Origin of the sequence: Kitasatospora sp. NPDC051702 (assembly GCF_040681575.1) — a bacterium.
Lineage (GTDB): Bacteria > Actinomycetota > Actinomycetes > Streptomycetales > Streptomycetaceae > Kitasatospora.
In genome coordinates, this window is the sequence record NZ_JBFAZB010000004.1 from 192,599 (window position 1) to 215,128 (window position 22,530).

Sequence of the window (22,530 nt, forward strand, 5' to 3'; positions counted from 1 at the left end):
TTCCGGGCCCGGGCGTCCTCGTTCTGGCGGCGCCGACCCCTGTGCAGCCCGCCGGCCCGCCAGCCGTCAGTCCGCGGCCAGGATCTCCACGCCCTGCGCGGCGAGCCGGTCGAGGACCGGGTGGTGGGGGTCGGCGTCGGTGATCAGGCCGCTGACGTCCTCCCAGGGCAGGACGCGGAAGCGGGAGGCGGCGCCGATCTTCTCGGACGAGGCGAGGACGTAGGTGTCCGCGGCGCGGGCGGCCAGGGCGCGCTTCATCGCGGCCTCCTCGGCGTCGCCGGTGGTCAGTCCGGCCTCGGGGTGGACGCCGGTGACGCCGAGCAGGAACAGGTCGGCGGACACGTTCAGGGCGGCCTCGGCCGCGGCGGCGCCGCAGGTGACCGCGGAGTGCTTGAAGAGGCGGCCGCCGAGGAGGAAGACCTCGGCGCGGGGGTGGTCGAGCAGGGCGGCCGCGATCGTGGGGCTGTGGGTGATCACGGTGCAGTCCAGGTCCGGCGGGAGGGCGTGGACGACGGCGAGGGCGGTGGTGCCGCCGTCCAGGATCACGGCGCCGCCCGGCCGCACCAGTGCGGCGGCGACCGCGGCGACCCGCCGCTTGCCGTCCGGGGTGACGCTCTGGCGGGCGGCGTAGTCGGCGACGGCGGGGGAGGCGGGCAGCGCGCCGCCGTAGACCCGCTGGCACAGCCCTTCGGCGGCGAGGTCGCGCAGGTCGCGGCGCACGCTGTCCTCGGAGATCCCCAGGTCGGCGGCCACCTCCTTGGCGACGATCTTGCCCTCCCGGGCGAGCAGTCCCAGCAGGTGGTCACGCCTCTCGGCAGCCAGCATCCGCGTTCTCTCCTGTTCTTGCACGTTTCTGCGTGTATCGTAGCGCGCCATGACCGACCAGCCGATGGCGACCGACCAGCCCACGACCGACCAGCCCACGACCGACCAGCCCCTGCTCGTCCTCATCGCCGGCCCCTACCGCTCCGGTACCGACGGCGATCCGCAGGCCATGGCCGCCAACCTCGCCCGCCTCGAAGCCGCCGCCTGGCCGGTGTTCGCCGCCGGACACGTCCCCGTGATCGGGGAGTGGATCGCCCTGCCCGTGCTGCGCTCGGCCGGCGCGGGCCCCACCGACCCCCTCGCCGACCAGGTCCTCTATCCGACCGCCGAGCGCCTGCTCGCCCACTGCGACGCCGTGCTCCGGCTCCCCGGCGACTCCGCCGGAGCCGACCAGGACGTCGCCACCGCCCGTCGCCGCGGCCTGCCCGTCTTCCACGACGCCGCCGAACTCCCGCGCCGCACCCCGCAGGAGAACGCGTGAACCCCCGCCCCGGTATCGACACCCCCGACCACCGCGGCCGCACCGGTCTCGACGAGGCCGGCCGCGACCTGCACCGCAACCCCGGCGTCCTGGTCCGCGACGTGGAGCTCACCTCCCGGGGCTGGCACGTCCTGCGCCGCACCACCTTCGACTACCGCCGCCGTGACGGACGTTGGGTCACCCAGCAGCGCGAGACCTACGACCGGGGCAACGGCGCGGTCGTCCTGCCCCACGACGTCGAACGCGGCCGCGTCCTGCTCACCCGCCAGTTCCGCTACCCCGCCTACGTCAACGACCACCCGGACGGCATGCTCGTCGAGGCCGCGGCCGGGCTCCTCGACGGAGACGACCCGCTCGCCGCCATCCGGCGCGAGGCCGCCGAGGAACTCGGTGTCACGCTCGGACCGCTCACCCACGTCCTCGACGCCTACATGAGCCCCGGCTCCGTCACCGAGCGCCTGCACTTCTACGCCGCTCCCTACACCCCGGCCGACCGCACCGGGGACGGCGGCGGACTCGAGGCGGACGGCGAGGACATCGAGGTCCTCGAACTGCCCTTCACCGAGGCCCTCGCCATGGTCCGCGACGGACGCATCACCGACGGCAAGACCGTCCTGCTCCTGCAGTGGGCCGCCCTGGACGGGCCGTTCGCCGCAACGGCCGCTGCCTCGCCCGCTGCCTCGTCCGCGGCTTCCCCCGCCGCCTCGCCCGCTGCCTCGTCCGCCGCCCGGTGACCCACGGCGGCGGACGGACACGTCCGCAGGCGTCAGATCCCGCGCTCCGCCGGTAAAACCCCTGGTGGAGGGCCGGCCGGCCCGGGAGGATACGGGCATGCGCGACACCTTCGACGACCCCGAGACGCGAGACTTCCTCAAGCGCTACGCCGTGCCCGGGCGGTGGCAGTTGCGGCTCGGCCCTTCCCTGTTCCGCCGGGACGACGCCGAGCGGGACCGGACGGCGCAGCAACTCGCCCGGGCGGCGGGTGAGGTCACCCCCCGCGTCCTCGACGTCCTGCTGGAGGGCGGCTGGCGCGACCGCAAGGTCGCGACCTGGCTGATCGTCGTCTCCGGCCGGACGGAGTACCGCGAGCGGATCGGCGAACTCCTTCTCGCCAGCGAGGGGCCCTACGTCGGTGCCTCCTACTGCACGGCCCTCGCGGTCTTCGCGACCGAGGCCGACGCAGCCCTGCTGGTCGCCTACCTGGAGCGGTACCTGCGCAGGCCCGACCTGTACTACGACCAGCTGTTCGCCATGGTGGCGCTGCTCCACCTGGACGGGGAGTCGGGGCGCGACGACGCGCTCAGGTTCCTCGCGCCGGGCGGCCTGTGGCACCAGTGGTGTGCCGCCCGGGCCGCCGAACGCGGGACCGGGACACCCGACCCGCAGGCCTGCCTGCCCGCGGTGGAGCAGCTGTGCGCCTTCGCCCGCAGCACCGCGCGGCTGATGGACGAACCGTCGCACCGGTGACCGGAATCGGAGACCCGAGGGCAGCCGGCCGGCGACTTCGTCGAGCCCGCCGGCAGCTTCCTCGAGCCTGTCGTCGGCGGCCTCGGACCGGACGGACGAGGGCCGTCGTTCCGGTCCGCGAGCCGGCCGGTATCGGACGGTCGGCGGCCGGGCTGACGCGTCCGTAGGCCTGGACCCACCGGCGGACCCTGCGCCGGAGCGAGTCGCCTCGGGCCCTTCGCCGCCCGGGCCGCCGCTACCCGGCCGCGCCCTGCGCGACGAGCTTCTGCGCGTCGGCGACGTGCCGGCTGACGCCCTGCGCGAACGCCGCCAGCTCCTGCGGGTGCGCCGCGATGTACTGCCGGTCGTAGGCGGCCTGGACGGCGACCGCGATCCCCATGAAGTTGGTGGACCGCTTGCAGGCGTCGTCGGCGGCCGCGGTGGCGAGCTCGGCCGGGGTGTGGTCGGCGGGCGCTGCGGCGCCCTGCGTCCGGCCGCTGCGCCAGCGCGGGTCCATGTAGGCGTCCGCCGGGGTGGCGTAGGCGAAGCCGCGGTCCTTCATGCAGCTGCTCCACTGCCGGTCGGCGGCCACGACGCGAGGGTCCGTCAGGGGCTCCTGCGGGCCGCCGCCGGGCAGGGCGGAGGGGTCGGAGGTCAGGAACACCGCTCCGCCGACGGCGTCCAGGCCCTCCTGGAGGCAGCCGCCCCTGGGGACGGCCCGGCCCTGGAAGTCCGCGACCGGGGTGCCGGTCGCGTCCCGCCCGGTGAGCACCTGCACGGTGGCGGGGGAGGCGGGCTGCCCGGTGCCCGTGGCCACGACGGCGTCGTAGCCGGTGGTGGCGACGCGGTCGGGCGCGAAGTAGCCGTAGAGCCGGGAGCGGACGTCCCCGTCGGCGGGTTCGGCCCGGGCCGGGTCCGGGCCGGGCGGCTCCGTGATGCCCAGCCGCCGCAGGCAGCGGGCACTCGTCAGGTAGGCGGCCCGTTCCACCGTGCGGCTCTGCGCCGCGGTGGGGAGGTAGGCGTCGATCGGGCGCACCACCTGGGCGACGCCGGTGATGGTGGGGATGTCGCCCAGCTGCGGGGGCGCCGGGCGGGTGCCGCCCGTGGCGCCCGTGCCGCCGCCCGTTCCGCAGCCCGCGAGGGCCGTCAGCAGGAGGAGCGTCAGGGCCGAGGTCGTGGAGCGCTTCATCTTTCCGTCCTCCGGGAGCGGGCGCGGCGGAGCGGCACCCGCCACGGGCGACCGCGGGTCGGTGGCGGGTGCCGGATTCACGGACCGGTGGGGCCGGGGATCACGTCCAGTTCGGGTTGTCGATCTCCAGCGCGTAGGTGATCACGCCGCCGAGGTAGCCGGTGGACTGACCGGGCTTCAGCTTGATGACGCCGCTGGAGTTGTAGAAGGCGGCCCAGTTCCACTGGGTCGACTCGTAGATGACGTGGTCGATCTGGCCTATCCCGAACAGGCTGCTGGTGTTCTTGTAGCCGATGGAGCCCGCGGCACAGTAGTTGCCGTTGCCGCTGGTGGTGACCGTGAGCCCGTTCGTCGGGCAGCCCACCCCACCGATGGCGTTCGCCGGTGCCGCCACGGCCACGCCGGCCAGGGCGAGGCCGGCGGTGGCGGTGAGGGTGAGGAGCTTCCTGCCGATCTGCATGGGGAATCCTTCGGTCGAGGTGTCCGGTGTCGAGCCGCCGGGGTGATCGCGGCCCATGTAGAGCGTCGCCGCCGGGGCGCAACGGCGACGCGAGCCCCTCGACCGGGGATCGAGCAGCCACGAAACCACCCCGAAGTTGCACGGAACACGACATGTTCGCCCACCGCCGGCCATCGACCCGCCGGGGAGAGCGACGATCGCCTTGCGCTCCACCGTGTAGGCCCCGGCCCCGCCCGGGCACCGCCAGTACCGGTGCCGCGCTCCGTGCCTGGGGAGGTCGACCGGATTCATGCGGCCGTCCAGGCCGGCACCGCCCCCGGCACCTCCGCGTCCGCGGTCCTGCGCCGGCTCGGTGCCCTGTGAGCGACCACGCGGCTGCGGCGAGGCGGTGAAGGCACGGACGGCGGCGGAGCGGCCGCGGGCAACAGCTTGCCGTCAGCGGTCGACGCCTTGGCGCAAACGAACCGGACTCGCACCTGAAGCGCACCAAGGCTGTGGCGGGCGGACCACCCGGTATGGACGGCGCGGACACCTGGGAGGACGTGGACGTGATGATCCCCTGCCACGACGGACCACCTCCGTGTAGGCGGAGCGAGCCCGCTGGCAGACCGGCCGTGGTGCGGGCGCCCACCCCGGGGTTGTTGCCGGGTAGTCTCGCTCCGGAGGAGAGGAGTGCCGCAATGAGTCAGCCGGTGCACGATGGAGTCGAGCTGATCCCCCGACCCGAGCAGAGTCCGGCCGCGCTCAAGGCCGCGCTGGCCGTCGTCGCTCCGGACCGGCTCCCGGAAATGATCGACGGGCAGACGAGAGCGATGGCCGAGGCCATCGAGGCCGGGAGCGTCCAGCCGATCCGCTCGTTCGTCACACACTGGGCCGCCGTGGTGGAGATCGAGCGGTACCCGGCCACCGCTCAGGCCTACCACCGGGCGAACTACCTGGCCAACCACGCCGGCACCGTCCACGAGTGTCGCGAGCATGCCACCACCGTCGCCGAGGTCTACCGCGCGGCCTACGCGGCGGTGACCGCATGACCTGGAGCTGGGAGTACCTCCCCAGCGAGCAGCACGTCACCGCCGGCGCTCCCGCTGAATTCCTTGCCGCCGTCGAGCAACGGGCTGCCGAACTCGTCCGCGCCGCTGCAGCGTTCTACCTGGACGGCACCACCTACCAAGGCAGCGGCGAGCCGATGCGCTACCTCGACGTCGCAGGCGGTCTCGTCGCCCACTACGTCGTCCCCCGCCTCGAACTCGTCGTGATCTGCCAGGTCACGCCGCCACCGACCCCCTGTTCGTAGCCTGGGCTCGCGCGTGGGCCGGTCCGCCCGTGTGGGGTGGATGGCGAGCGCCCGGCGGACGGACCGTCCGCCGGGCGCTCGCCATCATCATTCGCGAACAGAGGTGCTGATCACTTCCGCCGGCCGTCACGTCGTGTGCCAAGCCGGGTGGGTGGGGCAAGTGTCGGAGGCGGGGCCTACGTTGGGCTCCAACGTGCCCGCCACCGCAGCTCCGGAGAGTCCGATGAACCCGCCGACCCCGCCCTCGAACCCGCTGCCGACCCCTGCCGCCGAGCACGGTGCCGCGCTGACCGAACGCGTCGTCGCCGCCGTCCGGGCCGATCCGCAGCGCGCCGTCCTGGACTACGACCGGTTCGCCGGTGCCTGGGTGGAGGGGGAGGCGCAGCCGTTGGCCGCCGGGGTGCTGGAGGCGGCGGTGTTCCCGAGCGGGCGGCCGCTGCCGCCGAGCCTGCGCCGGTGGCTGGCGTTCGACACCGGGCTGCTGCGGCGCTTCGGGTGGTTCGAGGAGCAGGACGAGGACGGGGACGGTGCGCCGGTCTTCGCGCCGCGTCCGCTCGGCGAGTTGGCCGTCGAGGAGTTCGGCGAGGGCTGGGGCGCGTTCTTCGCGGCGCTCTCGGAGCGCTTCGACGAGTGCTTCCTGCTGCCCGGCGGCTCCGACTCGCGCCGGGTGCTGGCCACCGGCACGCCCGACGCGCACGGCGAGTACCCGGTGTTCGTGCTCGACGTGGACGACCTGCCCTGCATCGAGCTGATGTACCCGGGCCTGGACGTCTACCTCGCCGACACCGCGGGTCTGTTGGCGCGCGGGGCCGACGGCGAGGGCTACTCCGCACTGGCCGCCGACCCGGTGTACGGCGGGCGGATGCGCGAGCACGCGCGGCACTACCTCGACGGGGAGCTGTCCGAGGAGTGCCTGGACTGGCCGGCCGACCTCACGTTCTGAGCCGGGCCGACGCGTTCGGGCCGGGCCCGGTGGCCCGGCTCAGCCGGTCGGCTGCACCGGCGGGAGCGTGATCACCGGGCCGATCGGATGGCACTGCCCGTCCCAGGTCATGGCCTGCAGCGGCGGGCAGTGTGCGGCGGTCGCGGGGACGGGCAGCACCGGGAGGGTGGGCATCGGCGGGCGCGGCGGCACGGTCCAGTCGGGGGACGGCTTCGCGGCCGGCGGCGCGGGCGGGGCCGGTGCTTCGGCGGCGGGCTGCGTGGCGGCCGGGGCCTTGGGCCTGGCCGGGGCCGGCGGCGTCGTGGCCTGGGCCGGCTTGGCGGCGGGGGCCTTGGGCCGGGCGGCGGACGGCTGCGCGGCGGGCTGCGCCCCGGCGTCGGCGCTGGCGTCGGCGGTGGCGTCCGTGCCGGCTTCCGGGGCGGCGGTGGGGGAGGAGGCCTGATCGGCCGGCGACGCAGGCGCACCGGACGCGGTCGCCTCGCCGGACGCGGATATCGAGGCGCTGGGCGATGCGCCCGAGGTGACGCTCGCCGAGGCCGCCGGGCTCGGGCCGCCCGCCGGACCGGCCGCCGCGCCTCCGCCCGCACCGGCCAGCAGCAGCGCGCCGACGCCGGCCGCGCCCACCGCACACGCCCCCGCGACGACGGCGAAGGTCCGTCTGCGACCGGGGGATTCCGTCGTGCCCTGCATGTTCCGTCCCGCCCCTGCCGATCATCCGTCTGAGCTGCGCGGATGCTAGCAGAGAGCCGCCCGTCGAGTCCCGCTCCGGGTGGCGCCGATCTTCTTACACGCCTTTGCCGTCGCTCTGCCGAACGGCTGACCCGCGCCGTGCAGTGTCGTCCCCGCACCGAACAGCACGACACCGACCGCACCGGCGGCACCGACCGCAGGACATCCGGAAGGCACACCGATGACGACGTACACCACGAAGACCGCGAAGGCCCCGAAGACCACGACCCGCACCGCCCTGGCCGCCGGCGCGCTCGCCGTCCTGGCCGCGGTGCTCCCGCCGGCCGGCGCGCCCACCGCGGCCGCGGCCCCGACGGGCGGCTCCGCCGAGCCCGCCTGGTGCCCCACCGCCCCCGGCCACCGCGTCGACTGCACCACCATGCGCCGCCCCTGGGTGGACGGCGAGCCGCGCCTGGGCACCGTCGACGTCGCCTACGCGGTGGTCCGCCACACCCGCCCCGGCCCGGCCAAGGGCACCATCGCCCTCAATCCGGGCGGCCCCGGCGAGACCGCCATCAGCCGCACCGAGCAGCTCGCCCAGGCCCTGGAGGGCGTCCTCGACGACCACGACCTGCTCCTGCTGGACCCGCGCGGCACCGGTTTCTCCGGGCGGGTGCCCTGCGGCGTCACCGACGCCGACTTCAAGTTCGCCCCGCGCGCCGGCCAGCACGAGGCCGTCGCCCGCTGCGCCGAGCAGCTGGGCCCGCGGGCCCGCGGCTACACCAGCGCCGCCACCGCCGATGACCTCGACGCCGCCCGCGCCCGCCTGGGCGCCCCCAAGCTGGTCCTGTACGGCCTGTCGTACGGCACCTACCTGATGCCGGTCTACGCCGACCGCCACCCGCAGCGCGTGGAGTCGATGGTGCTCTCCGGCGCCTACCCGCTCGCCTTCGACCCGCTGGCCCGCCCCGGCGCCCAGCAGATCTCGGTCACACTGCGCCGGATCTGCGAGCGCAGCGGCTCCTGCGACCCGGACACCGCCGTGCGCGACCTCGCCACCGTCGCCGCACGGCTGCGCACCCGCCCGATCACCGTGGACGTCACCGCGGCCGGTGCCCGCCGCAGTCACACGTTCAGCGAGGACAAGCTCGCCGACCTGCTCTACGAGCCGGCCAGTCGCGGCATCGGCATCGACCCGGGCGCCCCGACCCTGCTCGGCGAGATGCCCGCGGCCCTGCACCGGGCCGCCGCCGGCGACGACGGGCCGCTCACCGCGCTGGTACGGGCGGAGGCCGAGCACGCCACCGCCGAGGACCAGGCCTCCTACCTGGCCGTCACCTGCAACGACTACGTCCGCGCCTGGGACCACGACGCCCCGCTGCCGCAGCGCCGCCGCCAGTACCAGCGCGCCCTGGCCGCCGCGGACCCGGCCGACTTCGGCGCGTTCAGCGCCAAGGGCTACACCGAGGGCCAGACCGACGGCGCCGACTCCTGCCTGACCTGGCCGCGCCGGGGCACCGCGCAGCCCCAGGACGTCGACCTCGACCTGCCGGACGTCCCCGTGCTGGTCCTGTCCGGCGACCTCGACACCAACACCCCCGAGGCCAACTCCCGCCTGGCCGCGGCCCAGTTCCACCGCAGCACCTTCGTCTCGGTGCCCAACACCGGCCACGTCCCGGAGATGGACTCCACCGGCTGCGCGCTGGGCGTCTCCACGCACTTCATCCGCACCGGCGAGCCCGGCGACACCTCCTGCCTGGCCGCGGTGCCCCCGATCGCGGTCACCGCGACCACCCGCTGAGCCCCGGCCGGCCACCGGACACCCAGCCGCCCCTCCCTCCCCCCGCCCGGCACGACCACGCCCACCACCAGCGAAGATGACACCATGACAGATCACACCGCGGTCGGACGCACCGTCCTGGTCGTCGAGGACGACCCCGGCGTCCGCAACACCCTCGACCACCTCCTGCGCTTCGAGGGCTACCGGGTGCTCACCACCGCCGACGGGCAGGAGGCCCTCGAACTCCTGGAGCACCGGCGCCCCGACCTCGCGGTGGTGGACGTGGTCATGCCCCGCCTCGACGGCCTCGCCCTGTGCCGGATGCTGCGCCGGCGCGGCGACCGCCTGCCCGTCCTGGTCCTCACCGCCCGCCACCAGCTCGGCGACCGCGTCGCCGGACTCGACGCCGGCGCGGACGACTACCTCGCCAAGCCCTTCGCCACCGAGGAACTCCTCGCCCGCATCCGCGCCCTGCTGCGCCGCACCACCCCGCCCGGCGGGGAGGACCAGACCCTGCTGGCCCTCGACGACCTCACCCTGGACGCCGCCGCCCGCCGGGCCCACCGCGCAACGCGTCCGCTCGACCTCACCAAGACCGAGTTCGACCTGCTCGAACTGCTCCTGCGCAACCAGGGCACCGTGCTGACCCGCCACCAGATATACGAGCGCATCTGGGGCTTCGACTTCGACACCGACTCGCGCTCCCTGGACGTCTACATCGGCTACCTGCGCCGCAAGACCGAGGAGGGCGGCCGGCCCCGGCTGCTCCACACCGTCCGCAACGTCGGCTACACCGCGCGGTCCGCCTGATGCTGCGCACCAGGATCGGCCTCCTCGTGATCGCCGCGGTGCTGCTGGCGATCGCCGTGCCCGTCACCTCCGCCTACCGCGGCGTCAGCGACCTCGTCGCCGAACAGCTCGACCGCGGCCTCGACGACCGGGCCGACACCGTGATCGCGGCCCTGGACACCGACCGCCGCCCGGCCGCCCGGCCCGACACCGTCGAGCAGCTGCTCCTGCCCGACGGCACCGTCCAGCCGCTCGCCGCGCCCGCCGGGGCGACCGAACCGCCCGCGCCCCCGCGCCCGGCCCTGCCGGTCTCGCCCCGGGCGCTGGAGGTGGCCCGCACCGGGCAGGGCGCCCACCAGGAGGACGCCACCGTCGCCGGCACCCCCTACGGCGTGCTCACCAAGGCCCGCCCGGGCGGCGGGGGAGCGGTGATGGTCGGCCAGACCTACGCCGGGGCCGAACAGGTCGACGACGCGTTCCTGTCGCGGATCGCCTGGACCAGCACCGCCGCCGCCATGGTGTCGGCGCTGCTCAGCTGGCTGGTCCTCGGCCGGATCCTGCGCCCGGTGCGGCGCCTGGCCCACGCCGCCGAGCACATCACCACCACCCGCGACCTGGCCGTCCCGCTGCCCGCCGCCGGACGCGACGAGGTCGGCCGCCTCACCCGCGCCTTCGAGGCGATGGTCGGTGCGCTGCGCCGCTCCCGCGAACAGCAGCAGCGCCTCGTCCAGGACGCCAGCCACGAGCTGCGCACCCCGCTGACCTCGGTGCGCGGCTGCGCCGAACTGCTGCAGCGCGCCCGCGGACGGCTCGACCCGAAGGACGAGGAGCAGATCCTGGCGACGCTGGTCACCGAGACCGTCGCCCTGGACGAACTCGTCCGCGAACTCGTCGAACTGGCCACCGACCAGCAGACCGGGGAGGACCCGGAGGCGGTCGACCTGCCGGCCGCGGCGCAGGACAGCGCGGCCCGCTTCCGCCGCCGCACCGGACGGGAGATCACGGTGACCGCCGAGGGCCCGGTGCCGGTGCTGGCCCGGCCGCGCGCGGTGCTGCGCTGCGTGGACAACCTGGTCGGCAACGCGGTCAAGTTCAGCCCGGCCGGGACACCGGTGGAGATCCTCGTCACCGGCGGCCGGCTCGCGGTGCGCGACGGCGGGCCCGGCATCGCCCCCGCCGACCGGCAGGCCGTCTTCGAACGCTTCCACCGCGCGGCCGGCACCCAGTCGACGCCCGGCTCCGGGCTCGGCCTGGCCATCGTCCACGACCTCGTCACCGCCGACGGCGGCGAGGTCTTCGCCGCGCAGGCCCCGGGCGGCGGCGCCGAGGTCGGCTTCCGGCTGCCGCCCGCTCCGGGACAGATCTGACGCATCGTCATATTCTTTGTTCAGTAGTCCTGTTGATGACATCCGCAGGCCGCTCCCGACCCCGGGAACGGCCTGCGGTTCGGTGGGGACGGCGCGGCCTGACGGCCCGGCCGACCTACGCGGGGGCTGGGCGACCGCCCGCGCGGCGGGTAGATTCCACGCCGTCGGGACGACCGCCGCCCCGGTGCGGTCCCTGTGAGAGCGAGTGCAGCGTGACGAGTTCACCACCCCACCAGGCCTCCGCCGCCCGCAGCGCCGACCTCGCCCAGGCGCTGCGCTCGGGCCCGTTCGACCTCGCCCTGCGCACGGCCATCCGCGACAGCGGGCTGAGCCTGGAGGGCATCCAGCGCCGGCTCACCCGCCGCGGCCTGCAGGTCAGCGTCTCCAGCCTCAGCTACTGGCAGCGCGGCCGCAGCAGACCCGAGCGGCCCGACTCGCTGGCGGCGGTGCGCGTCCTGGAGGACGTGCTGGGGCTGCACCGCGACGAACTCGTCGTGCTGCTCGGCCCGCGCCGCCCGCGCGGGCGCTGGGTCGACCACATCCCCGGCTCGCTCGACTACGCCAGGACCTTCGGCGACCAGGCCGTCGAAGGCGTCCTGGCCGGACTCGACCCGCGCACCAACGCCCGGGTGGAGAGCCTGCACACCCGGGTCGACGTGCACATCGGCGCCCACCGCGAGGAGCGGCGCGTCGACGTGCTCCAGGTCGTGCGCGCCCTGGCCACCGGAGCGGACCGGCTGATCCTGCTGACCCAGGCCAAGCCCGAGATGTCCGCCGGCGCCGATCTCGGCCTGTCCGGACTGGTCGCCTGCCGGCTCGGCCGGCGCCGCATCGACCGCGAACTCGGCGTCGCCGCAGCAGAATTGCTGTTCGACCTGCCATTGCAGCCAGGGCAGACGACGGTCGTCGAGTACAGCTACGCCTATCCGTCGACCGAGGTCGCCACCCACTACCAGCGGATGGTGCGCTTCCCCGGCCGCGGACTGGTGCTGCGGGCCTGCTTCGACCCCGCCGCGCTCCCGGCGGGCTGCACCGCGGCCTGGCGCCCGCACCACGACGCGCCGCCGCAGGCCGTCGAGGAGGTCCCGGTCTCGCCGGCCGGTCACGCCTGCGCCGCCTTCCCGGACGTCAGCCCCGGGATCTACGGACTGACCTGGGAGTGGAACGACCAACCCGGGGAAGCGATCTGACGAAGCGTCAGCGCACCACGGCGGCCGCCAGCGCGGCCCGCACCAGCAGCGCGGGCGCACCGGAGCCGTCGGCCGGCACGCTCCACAGGTCGGTGCCGTCGTCCCCGGGCAGCGCGTACGCCAGCGTGCCGTCGTCCAGCCACAGCGCCTGGTCGTCGACGTCGCGCTGTTCCGCGGTCGCGCTCTCCGCCATGGTCCGCAGGTCCAGCACGTACAGCCGCCAGGGCGCGTCCTCCGGCAGCCCCGGCACCCGCTTCTTGTACGCGACCCGCGTCCCGTCGGGGGACAGCGACGGGCACTCCACGTCGCCGTGCAGCGTGGTCAGGGTGCGCCCGGCCACCCCGCCCGCGGCGAGGTAGGTGCGGCCCCCGGTGGCCACGGTGGCGTAGAACCGGTCGTCGTCGGCGAAGGTCACGCCCCACACGTTGACGTCGGGGGCACGGTACGGCGCGCCGTCGACGGTGAGCGCGTCGTCCTCCAGGTTCTCCTGCAGCGTCCACGTCCGGGTGTCCAGCACCGAGGTGCGGGTGGAGAAGGAGGTGCCCGCATAGGAGTCGCCGCTCAGGAACACCGTCCAGGCCACCAGGCGCCCCGAGGGCGAGACCCGGGCCCGGGTCGGGATCCCGGCCAGGTCGTAGTGCCGCACCTCGTGCAGCGCCGCGTCCAGCACGACGGCGCGGTACCCGTCCTGGACCAGCCCCGGCACCGCCTGCAGGCAGATCCCGGTACCGGCCGCCGCGTGGAAGCGCAGACAGGACGGCCCGTCGGCCACGGTGCGCACGGCGTCCGGGCGCGCCAGCGGGACGGCGGCCAGCCGGTCGCGCTGCGCACCCCAGGTCATGGTGCGGAACACCAGACGCGGACCGCCCGCCCCGGCGCCGAGCGACACCGGCCCGGACACCGCCGGCACCCCGGACGTCCGCCCGCCCCGGGCCCGCTCCGCGGCGTGCAGCACGGCCAGGGTGCCGGCCCCCGCCAGCAACGCCACCGCGACCAGCAGGACCAGCAGCCTGCGCCCGGCGCTCACACCCGCCCCCGCCCGTCGGCCGGAGCACCGGCACACCCGTCGGCCGGGGCACCGTCGCCCGCCGGCTCCGCGCCACCGCCCGGACCCAGCACCCGCGCCGCGAGCACCACCGCCCCGACCAGCGCACCCGCCACCACCGCCAGTGCCGCACCGTCGCCCCAGCGCGCCCACAGCACACCCACCGCCAGCGAGCAGCCGAACCGCCCCGCCGCCTGGCCCGTGCCGACCAGCGCCAGACCGGCCCCCCGCTGCGCCGCGGGCACCGCCGAGGCCGTCGCGGCCGCGAGCATCCCGTCGGTGGCCGCGTAGAACAGGCCGTGCAGGGCGAGCACCGCGCAGGCGGGTGCCGCCCCGCCGGCCGGGCGCAGCAGCAGGACGGCGTACCCGCCGAGCAGTGCCAGGTGCCCGAGCACGAAGACCCGTCGCCGGCCGAACCGGTCGCCGGCCGCGCCCAGCGGCACCGCCAGCAGCAGGTAGACCGCGGCCGTGCCGAGCGGCAGCAGCGGGAACCAGCCGGTGGGCAGGTCCAGGCGGCGCTGCGCCAGCAGGTAGACGAAGGAGTCGCTGAGGGTGGCGAGCCCGAGCAGCGCGGCGCACAGGGTGACCCGGCGCAGGCCGGGCAGGCGCAGCAGTCCGGCGACGGGCCGGCCGGCGGGCAGCACGGCGGTGAGGGGCGCCGTGCCGGCCGGGTGGCGGGGCACGAACAGGACGAGGACGAGCACGCCCAGGGCCGCCACGCAGGCGCTGACGGTGAACACGGCGTGGTAGCCCCCGGGCGCGGCCCGCAGGACGAGGAAGGCGAGCAGCGGCCCGGCCAGGGCGCCGGCGGTGTCCATCGCCCGGTGCACGCCGAAGGCGCGGGCGCGTCGCTCGGGCGGGGTGGCCAGCGAGATCAGCGCGTCGCGCGGTGCGGTGCGCAGCCCCTTGCCGACCCGGTCGACGGCCAGGACCAGGCCGAGCACGGGGGTGGTGCGGGCCAGCAGCAGCGCCGGTTTGCACAGTGCCGACAGGCCGTACCCGGCGGCCGCGACGGCCTTGTGCCGCCCCCATCCCTGGGCCCCCGTTCCGTCCGGTCCTGCTCCGTGCGGCCCCGCTCCGTGCGGCGGGCGGTCGGCGAGCAGCCCGCCGAGCAGGCGGACGACGACGGTCGCGCCGTTGTAGACGCCGTCCAGCACGCCGAACCCGAGCGGGGACACGTGCAGGGCGGTGACCAGGTAGAGCGGCAGGACGGCGGTGACCATCTCGGAGGAGACGTCCGTGACGAGGCTGACCGTGCCGAGGGCCAGCACGGTGGCGGCGATCCGGGCGGGCCGCCCCGGCCGCGGGGCCGGGGCGGCGTCGTCGGACGCCGGGGCGTGGCGGCTGTCCGCGAGGTACACGGTCAGTTCCAGATGCCGGTGATGTCGTGGGCGGAGGAGGACTTGCCGGCGTGCGCGCCGGTGCCGGCCAGGTCCTCCAGGGTGTGCAGCAGGTCGTAGTGGTTGTAGGAGGTGCTGCTGGTGGCGCCCGCCTTGGCGGGCTGTCCGTAGATCAGGGTGGGGATGTGGTTGCCGCTGTTGCGGTCGTCCTCGTCGTAGGTGACGACCAGCAGGCTGTTGTGGGTCTTCGCCCAGGAGGCGTAGCCGCCGAGCTTGTCCTTCAACCAGGTGTCGCCGGTGCCCACCGAGCAGTTGTGCATGTCGCTGCAGAGGTTCGGGATGACGAAGGAGACCGTGGGCAGCTTGCCGTAGTCGGTGGGGAACTGCGCGAAGGTGTGCGCGGTGGAGGTGGGGACGTTGCCGAAGCCCACCCAGGGGGCGTGCTTGCGGGCGTAGTCGCCGCTGCTGCAGGTGGTGGAGCCCTGGCTGGGCAGCGACTCGCTGTAGCTGCCCCAGCTCTTGCCGGCCGCGCTCAGCTCGCCGGCCAGGTTCGCGGCCTTGCTGAAGCCGGGGGAGTAGCAGGAGTCGTCGGTGATGCCCTGGGTGCTGCCGGAGAACACCGCGAAGTAGTTCGGCTGGCTGGGGTGGGTGATGCCGTAGGAGGCCTTGAGCAGGGCGCCGCCGGTGGCCAGGGAGTTCAGGAAGGGCGCGCTGGAGCTGCCGATGATCTGCCCGTAGGCGTGGTTCTCCAGCATCACCACCACGACGTGGTCGGGGGAGGGGAGGGCGGTGGCCGAGGCGGCGGTGCCGGCGGTCAGGGCGGTGGCGCCGGTCGCGCCGGCCAGGGCGGCGGCCAGGACCAGCGCGGTGCGGGAACGGGCGCCGGGTGAACCGGCGGTGCGGGAACTGACGGTGCGGGAGCGGGCGGTGGCGAAGGGCATGCCTGTCTCCAGGATGGGGTCGAGAGCGGGGTGGGGGTGGGCGGCCGGACGGGGCGGGGGTGGTGAGCCGCTGATGGTGGTCGACGGTCCCGCGGCCCCGACGGTGCGTCAAGATCGCCGGGGGGCCGGGGTGGAGAGCTGTCAACGGCGGCCCAACTGTGTGGACGTCCCGGGCCCGTGACCCCGGGGCGGGGCCGGTTCGCGGGCGGTGGCCGGCGGCCAAAACTGTGGATTCCTCAGCTGGGTCCGGCCGGGTGGCGTGCCGCGGCGGGCGTCGACTGGCGAATCCACAGAATTGCCCGCCGGCCCGGCCGGGGGCGGTGCGTCGCCGCAGCTTCGCGGGTCCGGACCCGCTCCGGCGTCAACTGTCAAGAAGCCTGAGCGGGAGGGCAGTTGACCACCTCACCGGCACCGGAGAACACTCTCGTCCCGCACCGCCCCCGCCCCTCGGGGCCCGTCGGGCGGCTGCCTTCCCCGGACCCCCGCCGGTCCGGCCCGGCCGGGCGCCGGGCCGGCGGGACCATCCCACTCCCCCCGTCAGGAGCCCTTCGTGCCTCCACACCCGTTCACGCCCTCCGCCGCCCGCTCCCGCCTGCGCTCCTTCGCCGGCGGTGGTGCCGCCCTGCTGCTGTGCGCGCTGCCGACCGCCACCACCCCCGCCCTCGCCTCCTCCTCCGGGGTCTCCACGGCGGCCCCGCGCGCTGCCGCCGGCCTCACCTCCGGGAACTGGTCCGGCTACGCGGCCACCGGTTCGACGTACCAGTCCGTCTCCGCCACCTGGATCCAGCCGAGGATCACCTGCTCCGTGGCCGGCGCGGTCTCGATCTGGGTCGGCCTCGACGGGCAGGGCACCAGGACCGTCGAGCAGACCGGCACCCAGGCCGAGTGCGCCACCGTCAACGGCACGCCCCGCTACTTCGCCTGGTGGGAGAACTACCCGGACCCGGAGTCCCCCTACCGCGACGCCGTGCGCCCCGGCGACACCATGACCGCCTCCGTCGTCTACGACCACGGCCACGACACCTACACCGCGAAACTCACCGACGAGACCCTCGGCTGGACGGAGACCAAGTCCTTCGCCCGCTACGGCGGAGCCACCAACGGCAGCGCCGAGGTGATCGCCGAGGCCCCCAACCGCAACGGCTCCCGCACCCCGCTCGCCGACTTCGGCAGCGTCACCTTCACCCGCGCCGCCATCGACGGACGCACCCTCGCCGCCGCCTCCGCCACCACCGTGACGATGGCCCGCAACGGCGTCACGGAGGCCACCGCCGGCCCGCTCGCCAGCGGCGGCGACTCCTTCACCGACACCTGGAAGCACTCCTGACGACCGCCGACACCCCTGCGAGGAGCCGTTCATGACGATACGTCAGATCCTTACTCGACCCGTTCCGTCCGCCGTCACCCTCACGCTGGCCGCCGCCCTGGCCGCCGCCACCCTCGCCCCGGCCGCCCACGCCGGGGCCGCGGCCACCGCCCACCAGCGGCCCTGGCACCAGCTGTGCGCGGCCCCCACCGAGACCACGGCCGGCTGCGACGTCCTGGAGGTCGACACCCCCGCCGGGGCCGCCCCCCGCCTCGGCACCCAGGCCGCCGCCCCCGCCGGCTACGGCCCCGCCGACCTCCGGTCCGCCTACCACCTGCCCGCCGACGGCGGCACCGGCCAGACCATCGCCGTCATCGACGCCTACGACGACCCCAAGGCCGAGAGCGACCTCGCCGTCTACCGCAAGCAGTACGGCCTGCCCGCCTGCACCACCGACAACGGCTGCTTCCGCAAGGTCGCCCAGAACGGCCAGGCGAGCCCGCTGCCCTCCCCGGCCAGTGCCAACCAGGGCGCCGAGGACTCCCTGGACCTCGACCTGGTGTCCGCCGTCGCCCCCAACGCGAAGATCGTCTTCGTCGAGGCCGCCAGCGCGAAGATCTCCGACATCGGTGCGGCCGTCAACCAGGCCGTCAGGCTCGGCGCGAGGTTCGTCTCCAACAGCTACATCTTCAAGGAGTCCGCCGACGACTCCACGTACGACAAGAACTACTACGACCACCCCGGCGTCGCCATGGTCGCCGGCAGCGGCGACTGGGACTACTCCTGGGGCGTCGGCTACCCCTCCAGCTCCCCCTACGCCACCTCCGTCGGCGGTACCTCCCTGGTGAGGGCGGACAACGCCCGCGGCTGGAACGAGAGCGTCTGGAACACCAAGGCCGGCGAGGGCACCGGCTCCGGCTGCTCCGGCTACGAGCCCAAACCGGCCTGGCAGAAGGACACCGGCTGCACCCGGCGGATGGCCACCGACGTCTCCGCCTCCGCCGACCCCGGCCACGGCGCGGCCGTCTACGACAGCTACCAGAAGAGCGGCTGGAACACCTACGGCGGCACCAGCGCCGCCACCCCGATCATCGCCGGCGTCTACGCCGACGCCGGCACCCCCAGCACCGGCTCCAACCCCGCCTCCTTCCCCTACGCCCACCCCGGCGCCCTCAACGACGTCACCACCGGCAACAACGGCACCTGCAGCCCCGCCTACTTCTGCACCGCCGGCAAGGGCTACGACGGGCCCACCGGCCTCGGCACCCCCGCCGGCACCGACGCCTTCCGCGGCTGAACCCGCCCGACGGCGCCCGCGGCGCCCCCGGTCCGCACACCCGCGGACCGGGGGTGCCGCCACGCGCCCGGACCGGGGGTGCGCGGACCGGAACCGCGGCCACGCACCCCCCTGCCGATACGCGACGGATTCGCCCCCGCCGCGGTGACCACTACCGTCGGGGACGTCAACCACCGCACCCCACCAGGGAGAACAACGATGACCGCCTACGCGATCGCCCAGGTCCACTCGGTCGAGTTCGGCCCCGACATCGTCGAGTACCTGCAGCGCATCGACGCCACCCTGGACCCCTTCGGCGGCCGCTTCCTCATCCACGGCGACCGCTTCGAGGCCGTCGAGGGCAGCTGGGGGCGCCACCTCATCCTCATCGAGTTCCCCGACCACGACCGCCTGCGCGCCTGGTACGACTCGCCCGCCTACCGGGAGATCCTGCCGCTGCGCACCCGGCACATGGTCGCCGACGTCGTCCTCGCCCACGGCGTGCCCGACGGCTACCGCGGTGCCGACGCGCTCAAGCACTGAGCCGCCGGTCCCCGCCGCCCGGCCCCGGGCGCGCCGCCGCCCCGCCGCTTGCTCAGCGCCCCGCGGTCCGCTCGCGCCACCAGTGCACCGTGGCCGCGACCTGCTCCTCCAGCGGAGTGGCGCGCACGGTGAAGGCTGCCTCGTAGGCGGAGGTGTCCAGGACGAACGGGCGGTCGAACTGGTAGCGGACCTCGCGCAGTTCACGCAGCAGCGGGGAGAACAGGCCCGCCACGCCCAGCAGCGCGGGGGAGAAGCGGCGCACCGCGACCGGGCCGGTGCCGGCCTGCGCGGCGAGGCGCTCCACCATCGTGCGCACCGGCAGGGCGGGGGCCGTCGGCACGTGCCAGGCCCGCCCCCAGGCCCGTTCCTCGCCGGCGATCTCGGCCATCGCCCGTGCCACGTCCGGCAGGTAGGTCCAGCTGTGCGGGGCGTCCGGGTCGCCGAGGACGGCGATCGAGCGGCCCTTGAGCAGGCCGGGCACCACCCGGGAGGCCAGGTGGCCGCCGTCGGTGACGCCGGGGCCGAAGAAGTCCGAGGCCCGCACCTCCACCGCCCGGATCCGCCCGGCCTCGTGCAGTGCCCGCGCCCGTTCCCATCCCGCCGCCCGCGCCCGCCCCTTGGGGCCGGTCGCCGCCAGGGGCAGGTCCTCGGTCATCGGGCCCGCCGCCGGCCCGTAGCCGTACAGGTTGCCGAGCAGGACGAGCACCGCCCCGGAGGACTCGGCGGCCGCGCACAGCGAGTCCACCAGCGCCGGCCACCGCTCGGCCCACTGCGCCAGCGGCGGCGCCGCGCACCCGTGGATCGCCACCGCCCCGCCCGCGGCCCGGGCCAGCGCCGCGGGCTCGGCGGCGTCCAGCGCGACGTGCTCCACCCCGGGCACCGACGCCGTGCCCCGGCCCCCGCTGCGGGTCACCACCCGCACGGTGTTCCCCTGCTCGGCCAGCAGACGGGCGGTGGCGGCCCCGGCGGGCCCGTATCCGACAACCACATGAACGCTCACCCGCCCCACCCTAGGGTCTGGCCCGTGGCGCCCCGTCAGGTGCCCCGGGCAGGTGGGGTCGACGCAGGGCGGACCGGGTCAGCAGGCGCCGGTGCCCGTCCAGCCGTGGTCGAGCAGGTCGAAGACCCGGTCGAGGGCGGTGTCGGGGTCGTGGGACCCGCGGACGAGGGCGGGCGCCTCCAGGGCGAAGTGGGCCAGGGCCCGGCAGCCCGGGTCGTCGGCGGCCAGTCCGGCGTCCTCGGCGATCGCGGCGGCCAGGGCCTGCTCGTGCCGCAGCCACATCCGGCGGGCGTACTCGCGCAGCGCCGGGGTGGTGTCGATCAGGCGCAGGAAGTCGTCGAACCGCGGGTCGGTGTGGACCCGGCGGGAGTGCGCGCCCAGCAGCAGCCGGTGCAGGGCCCGCGGCACGGACTGCCCGGCGGGGCGCTCGCGGACCGCCGCGACCAGGGCCGCCTCGCGGTCCTCGTCCTGGTCGAAGACCAACGCCTCCTTGCCGTCGGGGAAGTGCTTGAAGAGCGTCGTCACCGAGACGTCGGCGGCGTCGGCGATCTCGCGCACCCCGACCTCCTCGTAGCCCCGCTCGGTGAACAGCCGCAGCGCCGCGTCGGCGAGGGCCTGGCGGGTGGCTGCCTTCTTGCGCTCTCGGCGCCCCATCTCGGTCACCCGCTCACCCTACCGCGTTCATGGATCGGGTAAGAAAGTTTAGCTGTTACGCTTTTTAGCGGTTGCACCCACAAGGGTGCCGCCGCACCCGTTCGCGACCCGTTCGCGACCCGTTCGCGCTCCGCGCCACCCGAGGGAAGGCCCCGATGACGAACAGCACACCCCGGATCCACATCGTCGGCGGCGGGCCCGCCGGCCTGACCTGCGCCCGCGTCCTGCAGGGCCACGGCATCGACGTCACCGTCCACGACGCCGACGACGCCGTGGACTCCCGCGACGCCGGCGGCACGCTCGACCTGCACGCCGACTCCGGACAGATCGCCCTCGAGGACGCCGGCCTGCTCGACGCCTTCACCGCGCAGGCCCGCCCCGAGGGCCAGGCCAAGACCCGCCGCGACCACCACGGCACCGTCCTCGCCGAGTTCACCCCGGCCCCCGGCGACGAGGCCGCACCCGAGATCGACCGCGGCCGGCTGCGCCGCCTGCTCGCCGACCACCTGCGACCCGGCACCGTCCACTGGGGCCACCGCCTGCAGCGGGTGACCCCGCTCGGCCACGGCCGGCACCGCCTGGACTTCGCCGACGGCACCAGCGCGCAGGCCGACCTGCTGATCGGCGCCGACGGGGCCTGGTCGAAGGTGCGCCCCCTGGTCAGCGATGCCGTGCCGCAGCACCTGGGCGTCTGCTTCCTGGACGCCCGCTACGACGAGGTCGACTCCCGCCACCCCGGGATCGCCGCACTCGTCGGCGACGGCCACCTGTTCGCCAACGACGGCGACGGCCGCGCGGTGATCCTGCAGCGCAACGGCGACGGCGTGGTCCGCGGCTACCTCGCCTTCCGCGCCGCACCGGACTGGCACGTCGGCGCCGGCGTCGACCTCGCCGACCGGGAGAGCATCCGCTCCCACCTGACGCGGGAGTTCGGCCACTGGTCAGAGGCCCTGCGCACGCTGATCGTCCGCAACGACGGCGACTACGTGCCGCGCTCCTTCCAGGCCCTGCCCGCCCCGCTCACCTGGGAACACGTCCCCGGCGTCACCCTGATCGGCGACGCCGCCCACCTGATGGCGCCGTTCGGCGGCCACGGGGCCAACCTGGCGATGCTGGACGGCGCCGAACTCGCCCACGCCGTCAGCCGCGCACTGACCGGCCCCGACCCGGCCGCCGGCCCCGACCCGGCCGCCGGCCTCGACGCGGCGACCGGCCTCGACGCGGAACTCGCCCGCTACGAGGCGGACATGTTCGCCCGCACCGCGGACCTGGCCGTGAGCTCGAACCAGGCCCTGCGGGACTTCTTCGCCACCACCGACACCCCGCACCTGCCGCCGGACCACGAGCAGGAGCACCGCGACTACCTCGCCCGGGCCCAGGCCTACCGGCAGGACCGCGCCCGGCGGACGGCCACGGAGCCCACCGGGGCCTGACCCCCGCCCGACGGACCGACGCGCGGTGCCGGGCACCCCGGCGCCGCGCCCGTCCGGGCGTGCACCCGGCAGAGCCCGCCGGACGGCGGCTAGCCGCCGTCGCCCAGCACGTGCCGCCGGCCCCAGGCGCCCAGCGGGGCCAGCGCCTCGTTGAGCCGCAGCCCGGCCGGCGTGAGCGCGTACTCGACCCGCGGCGGCACCTCGTCGTACGACTCGCGGTGCACGATGCCGTCCGCCTCCAGCTCGCGCAGGTGGGCGGCGAGCACCTTCTCGGTGATGCCCGGGACGTTGCGGCGCAGCTCGCCGAAGCGCAGGCACGGCCGTTCGGCGAGCGCCCAGAGGATCAGCACCTTCCACTTGCCGCCGATCACCTCCATCGCGGCATCGATCCCGCACACGTGCGCGCCGGGCCTCGCCCCGGTCGTCGTCCCCGCCGTCATCCCCGCCCACCCCGTCCATCGCCCGACCTGCTCGCTCACCTCAGGGTAACCACCCACTCCGAAGTGCGTACTTGATCATCCGGGGGAGCCGCGGCGAGCCTGAACGGCATGACGCACAC

Annotated in this window: 24 protein-coding genes; 14 read left to right on the forward strand and 10 right to left on the reverse strand. The window is 75.3% G+C overall.

All coding sequences use genetic code 11. The features are described 5' to 3' along the window. Positions 1-66 precede the first annotated feature (66 nt). Positions 67-825, reverse strand: a complete 759-nt coding sequence (locus AB0N04_RS05820) for a DeoR/GlpR family DNA-binding transcription regulator (protein ID WP_360210610.1) — start codon at positions 823-825, stop codon at positions 67-69. 64 nt (positions 826-889) lie between these two features. On the opposite strand from AB0N04_RS05820, the gene AB0N04_RS05825 reads away from it, so the two are divergent. The 3 genes from AB0N04_RS05825 (at position 890) to AB0N04_RS05835 (ending at position 2,773) form a co-directional block, all read left to right on the forward strand. Beyond that, positions 890-1,306 (forward strand): DUF4406 domain-containing protein, encoded by a 417-nt coding sequence (locus AB0N04_RS05825; RefSeq protein WP_360210634.1) that lies wholly within the window; start codon positions 890-892, stop codon positions 1,304-1,306. Then, complete coding sequence (locus tag AB0N04_RS05830) at positions 1,303-2,040, forward strand: NUDIX domain-containing protein (RefSeq protein ID WP_360210608.1); 738 nt, start codon at positions 1,303-1,305, stop codon at positions 2,038-2,040. The genes AB0N04_RS05825 and AB0N04_RS05830 overlap by 4 nt, the downstream gene beginning before the upstream one ends. A gap of 97 nt (positions 2,041-2,137) precedes the next feature. Then, positions 2,138-2,773: a DUF6000 family protein gene (locus tag AB0N04_RS05835; protein ID WP_360210606.1), complete on the forward strand. Its 636-nt coding sequence runs from the start codon at positions 2,138-2,140 to the stop codon at positions 2,771-2,773. Positions 2,774-3,008: 235 nt separating this feature from the next. Here AB0N04_RS05835 and AB0N04_RS05840 read toward each other — a convergent pair whose 3' ends face one another. Both AB0N04_RS05840 and AB0N04_RS05845 read right to left on the reverse strand, forming a co-directional pair. Continuing rightward, positions 3,009-3,941: a hypothetical protein gene (locus tag AB0N04_RS05840; RefSeq protein WP_360210604.1), complete on the reverse strand. Its 933-nt coding sequence runs from the start codon at positions 3,939-3,941 to the stop codon at positions 3,009-3,011. A 100-nt stretch (positions 3,942-4,041) separates the two neighbouring features. After that, positions 4,042-4,401 (reverse strand): hypothetical protein, encoded by a 360-nt coding sequence (locus AB0N04_RS05845; protein WP_360210602.1) that lies wholly within the window; start codon positions 4,399-4,401, stop codon positions 4,042-4,044. 692 nt (positions 4,402-5,093) lie between these two features. On the opposite strand from AB0N04_RS05845, the gene AB0N04_RS05850 reads away from it, so the two are divergent. The 3 genes from AB0N04_RS05850 (at position 5,094) to AB0N04_RS05860 (ending at position 6,638) form a co-directional block, all read left to right on the forward strand. Beyond that, a complete protein-coding gene (locus tag AB0N04_RS05850) occupies positions 5,094-5,432 on the forward strand; it encodes a hypothetical protein (protein ID WP_360210600.1) in 339 nt (112 codons plus the stop codon). Continuing rightward, positions 5,429-5,695, forward strand: coding sequence for a hypothetical protein (locus AB0N04_RS05855; protein ID WP_360210598.1), 267 nt, complete (start codon positions 5,429-5,431; stop codon positions 5,693-5,695). The genes AB0N04_RS05850 and AB0N04_RS05855 overlap by 4 nt, the downstream gene beginning before the upstream one ends. A 223-nt stretch (positions 5,696-5,918) precedes the next feature. Next, a complete protein-coding gene (locus AB0N04_RS05860; protein ID WP_360210596.1) occupies positions 5,919-6,638 on the forward strand; it encodes a hypothetical protein in 720 nt (239 codons plus the stop codon). Between the two features lie 39 nt (positions 6,639-6,677). On the opposite strand, the gene AB0N04_RS05865 is transcribed toward AB0N04_RS05860, so the two are convergent. Then, positions 6,678-7,328 (reverse strand): hypothetical protein, encoded by a 651-nt coding sequence (locus AB0N04_RS05865; protein WP_360210594.1) that lies wholly within the window; start codon positions 7,326-7,328, stop codon positions 6,678-6,680. A 220-nt stretch (positions 7,329-7,548) separates the two neighbouring features. On the opposite strand from AB0N04_RS05865, the gene AB0N04_RS05870 reads away from it, so the two are divergent. From AB0N04_RS05870 to AB0N04_RS05885, 4 genes are all read left to right on the forward strand, one after another. After that, entirely contained in the window at positions 7,549-9,108 is a 1,560-nt protein-coding gene (locus tag AB0N04_RS05870; protein ID WP_360210592.1) for an alpha/beta hydrolase, read from the forward strand. 84 nt (positions 9,109-9,192) lie between these two features. Further along, complete coding sequence (locus AB0N04_RS05875; protein ID WP_360210590.1) at positions 9,193-9,897, forward strand: response regulator transcription factor; 705 nt, start codon at positions 9,193-9,195, stop codon at positions 9,895-9,897. Continuing rightward, positions 9,897-11,243, forward strand: a complete 1,347-nt coding sequence (locus tag AB0N04_RS05880) for a HAMP domain-containing sensor histidine kinase (protein ID WP_360210588.1) — start codon at positions 9,897-9,899, stop codon at positions 11,241-11,243. The genes AB0N04_RS05875 and AB0N04_RS05880 overlap by 1 nt, the downstream gene beginning before the upstream one ends. A 212-nt stretch (positions 11,244-11,455) precedes the next feature. After that, positions 11,456-12,433: a hypothetical protein gene (locus AB0N04_RS05885; protein WP_360210586.1), complete on the forward strand. Its 978-nt coding sequence runs from the start codon at positions 11,456-11,458 to the stop codon at positions 12,431-12,433. 7 nt (positions 12,434-12,440) lie between these two features. On the opposite strand, the gene AB0N04_RS05890 is transcribed toward AB0N04_RS05885, so the two are convergent. The 3 genes from AB0N04_RS05890 to AB0N04_RS05900 are packed head-to-tail and all read right to left on the reverse strand — an operon-like array spanning position 12,441 to position 15,759. Beyond that, on the reverse strand, positions 12,441-13,460 hold the full coding sequence (locus tag AB0N04_RS05890) for a TolB-like translocation protein (protein WP_360210584.1): 1,020 nt from the start codon (positions 13,458-13,460) through the stop codon (positions 12,441-12,443). Continuing rightward, positions 13,457-14,839 (reverse strand): MFS transporter, encoded by a 1,383-nt coding sequence (locus tag AB0N04_RS05895; protein ID WP_360210582.1) that lies wholly within the window; start codon positions 14,837-14,839, stop codon positions 13,457-13,459. Before AB0N04_RS05895 ends, AB0N04_RS05890 begins: the two co-directional genes overlap by 4 nt. Positions 14,840-14,841: 2 nt before the next feature. After that, positions 14,842-15,759 (reverse strand): alkaline phosphatase family protein, encoded by a 918-nt coding sequence (locus AB0N04_RS05900; protein WP_360210580.1) that lies wholly within the window; start codon positions 15,757-15,759, stop codon positions 14,842-14,844. Positions 15,760-16,309: 550 nt separating this feature from the next. Here AB0N04_RS05900 and AB0N04_RS05905 point away from each other — a divergent pair. From AB0N04_RS05905 to AB0N04_RS05915, 3 genes are all read left to right on the forward strand, one after another. After that, complete coding sequence (locus tag AB0N04_RS05905; protein ID WP_360210578.1) at positions 16,310-17,086, forward strand: G1 family glutamic endopeptidase; 777 nt, start codon at positions 16,310-16,312, stop codon at positions 17,084-17,086. Between the two features lie 31 nt (positions 17,087-17,117). After that, complete coding sequence (locus AB0N04_RS05910) at positions 17,118-18,362, forward strand: S53 family peptidase (protein WP_360210576.1); 1,245 nt, start codon at positions 17,118-17,120, stop codon at positions 18,360-18,362. 198 nt (positions 18,363-18,560) lie between these two features. Continuing rightward, a complete protein-coding gene (locus AB0N04_RS05915) occupies positions 18,561-18,884 on the forward strand; it encodes a DUF1330 domain-containing protein (protein ID WP_360210574.1) in 324 nt (107 codons plus the stop codon). A gap of 52 nt (positions 18,885-18,936) precedes the next feature. Here AB0N04_RS05915 and AB0N04_RS05920 read toward each other — a convergent pair whose 3' ends face one another. After that, positions 18,937-19,884 carry an NAD-dependent epimerase/dehydratase family protein gene (locus AB0N04_RS05920; RefSeq protein ID WP_360210572.1) on the reverse strand — a complete coding sequence of 316 codons (948 nt, stop codon included), beginning with the start codon at positions 19,882-19,884 and terminating at the stop codon, positions 18,937-18,939. Positions 19,885-19,962: 78 nt separating this feature from the next. Next, entirely contained in the window at positions 19,963-20,538 is a 576-nt protein-coding gene (locus tag AB0N04_RS05925) for a helix-turn-helix domain-containing protein (protein WP_360210632.1), read from the reverse strand. Positions 20,539-20,693: 155 nt separating this feature from the next. Here AB0N04_RS05925 and AB0N04_RS05930 point away from each other — a divergent pair, with 155 nt between their 5' ends. Then, a complete protein-coding gene (locus tag AB0N04_RS05930) occupies positions 20,694-21,971 on the forward strand; it encodes an NAD(P)/FAD-dependent oxidoreductase (protein ID WP_360210570.1) in 1,278 nt (425 codons plus the stop codon). Between the two features lie 89 nt (positions 21,972-22,060). Here the strand turns inward: AB0N04_RS05930 and AB0N04_RS05935 are convergent, their stop codons facing one another. Next, positions 22,061-22,411 carry a helix-turn-helix domain-containing protein gene (locus tag AB0N04_RS05935; protein ID WP_360210630.1) on the reverse strand — a complete coding sequence of 117 codons (351 nt, stop codon included), beginning with the start codon at positions 22,409-22,411 and terminating at the stop codon, positions 22,061-22,063. Positions 22,412-22,530: the final 119 nt, after the last annotated feature.

What these genes read in the sequence shown, in the direction of transcription:
- AB0N04_RS05840 (WP_360210604.1), bottom strand. Translation starts at nt 3,941, where the DNA reads ATGAAGCGCTCCACGACCTCGGCCCTGACGCTCCTCCTGCTGACGGCC.
- AB0N04_RS05910 (WP_360210576.1), top strand. Translation starts at nt 17,118, where the DNA reads ATGACGATACGTCAGATCCTTACTCGACCCGTTCCGTCCGCCGTCACC.
- AB0N04_RS05915 (WP_360210574.1), top strand. Translation starts at nt 18,561, where the DNA reads ATGACCGCCTACGCGATCGCCCAGGTCCACTCGGTCGAGTTCGGCCCC.
- AB0N04_RS05835 (WP_360210606.1), top strand. Translation starts at nt 2,138, where the DNA reads ATGCGCGACACCTTCGACGACCCCGAGACGCGAGACTTCCTCAAGCGC.
- AB0N04_RS05925 (WP_360210632.1), bottom strand. Translation starts at nt 20,538, where the DNA reads ATGGGGCGCCGAGAGCGCAAGAAGGCAGCCACCCGCCAGGCCCTCGCC.
- AB0N04_RS05825 (WP_360210634.1), top strand. Translation starts at nt 890, where the DNA reads ATGGCGACCGACCAGCCCACGACCGACCAGCCCACGACCGACCAGCCC.
- AB0N04_RS05865 (WP_360210594.1), bottom strand. Translation starts at nt 7,328, where the DNA reads ATGCAGGGCACGACGGAATCCCCCGGTCGCAGACGGACCTTCGCCGTC.
- AB0N04_RS05860 (WP_360210596.1), top strand. Translation starts at nt 5,919, where the DNA reads ATGAACCCGCCGACCCCGCCCTCGAACCCGCTGCCGACCCCTGCCGCC.
- AB0N04_RS05875 (WP_360210590.1), top strand. Translation starts at nt 9,193, where the DNA reads ATGACAGATCACACCGCGGTCGGACGCACCGTCCTGGTCGTCGAGGAC.
- AB0N04_RS05930 (WP_360210570.1), top strand. Translation starts at nt 20,694, where the DNA reads ATGACGAACAGCACACCCCGGATCCACATCGTCGGCGGCGGGCCCGCC.
- AB0N04_RS05820 (WP_360210610.1), bottom strand. Translation starts at nt 825, where the DNA reads ATGCTGGCTGCCGAGAGGCGTGACCACCTGCTGGGACTGCTCGCCCGG.
- AB0N04_RS05855 (WP_360210598.1), top strand. Translation starts at nt 5,429, where the DNA reads ATGACCTGGAGCTGGGAGTACCTCCCCAGCGAGCAGCACGTCACCGCC.
- AB0N04_RS05935 (WP_360210630.1), bottom strand. Translation starts at nt 22,411, where the DNA reads ATGACGGCGGGGACGACGACCGGGGCGAGGCCCGGCGCGCACGTGTGC.
- AB0N04_RS05845 (WP_360210602.1), bottom strand. Translation starts at nt 4,401, where the DNA reads ATGCAGATCGGCAGGAAGCTCCTCACCCTCACCGCCACCGCCGGCCTC.
- AB0N04_RS05870 (WP_360210592.1), top strand. Translation starts at nt 7,549, where the DNA reads ATGACGACGTACACCACGAAGACCGCGAAGGCCCCGAAGACCACGACC.
- AB0N04_RS05880 (WP_360210588.1), top strand. Translation starts at nt 9,897, where the DNA reads ATGCTGCGCACCAGGATCGGCCTCCTCGTGATCGCCGCGGTGCTGCTG.
- AB0N04_RS05900 (WP_360210580.1), bottom strand. Translation starts at nt 15,759, where the DNA reads ATGCCCTTCGCCACCGCCCGCTCCCGCACCGTCAGTTCCCGCACCGCC.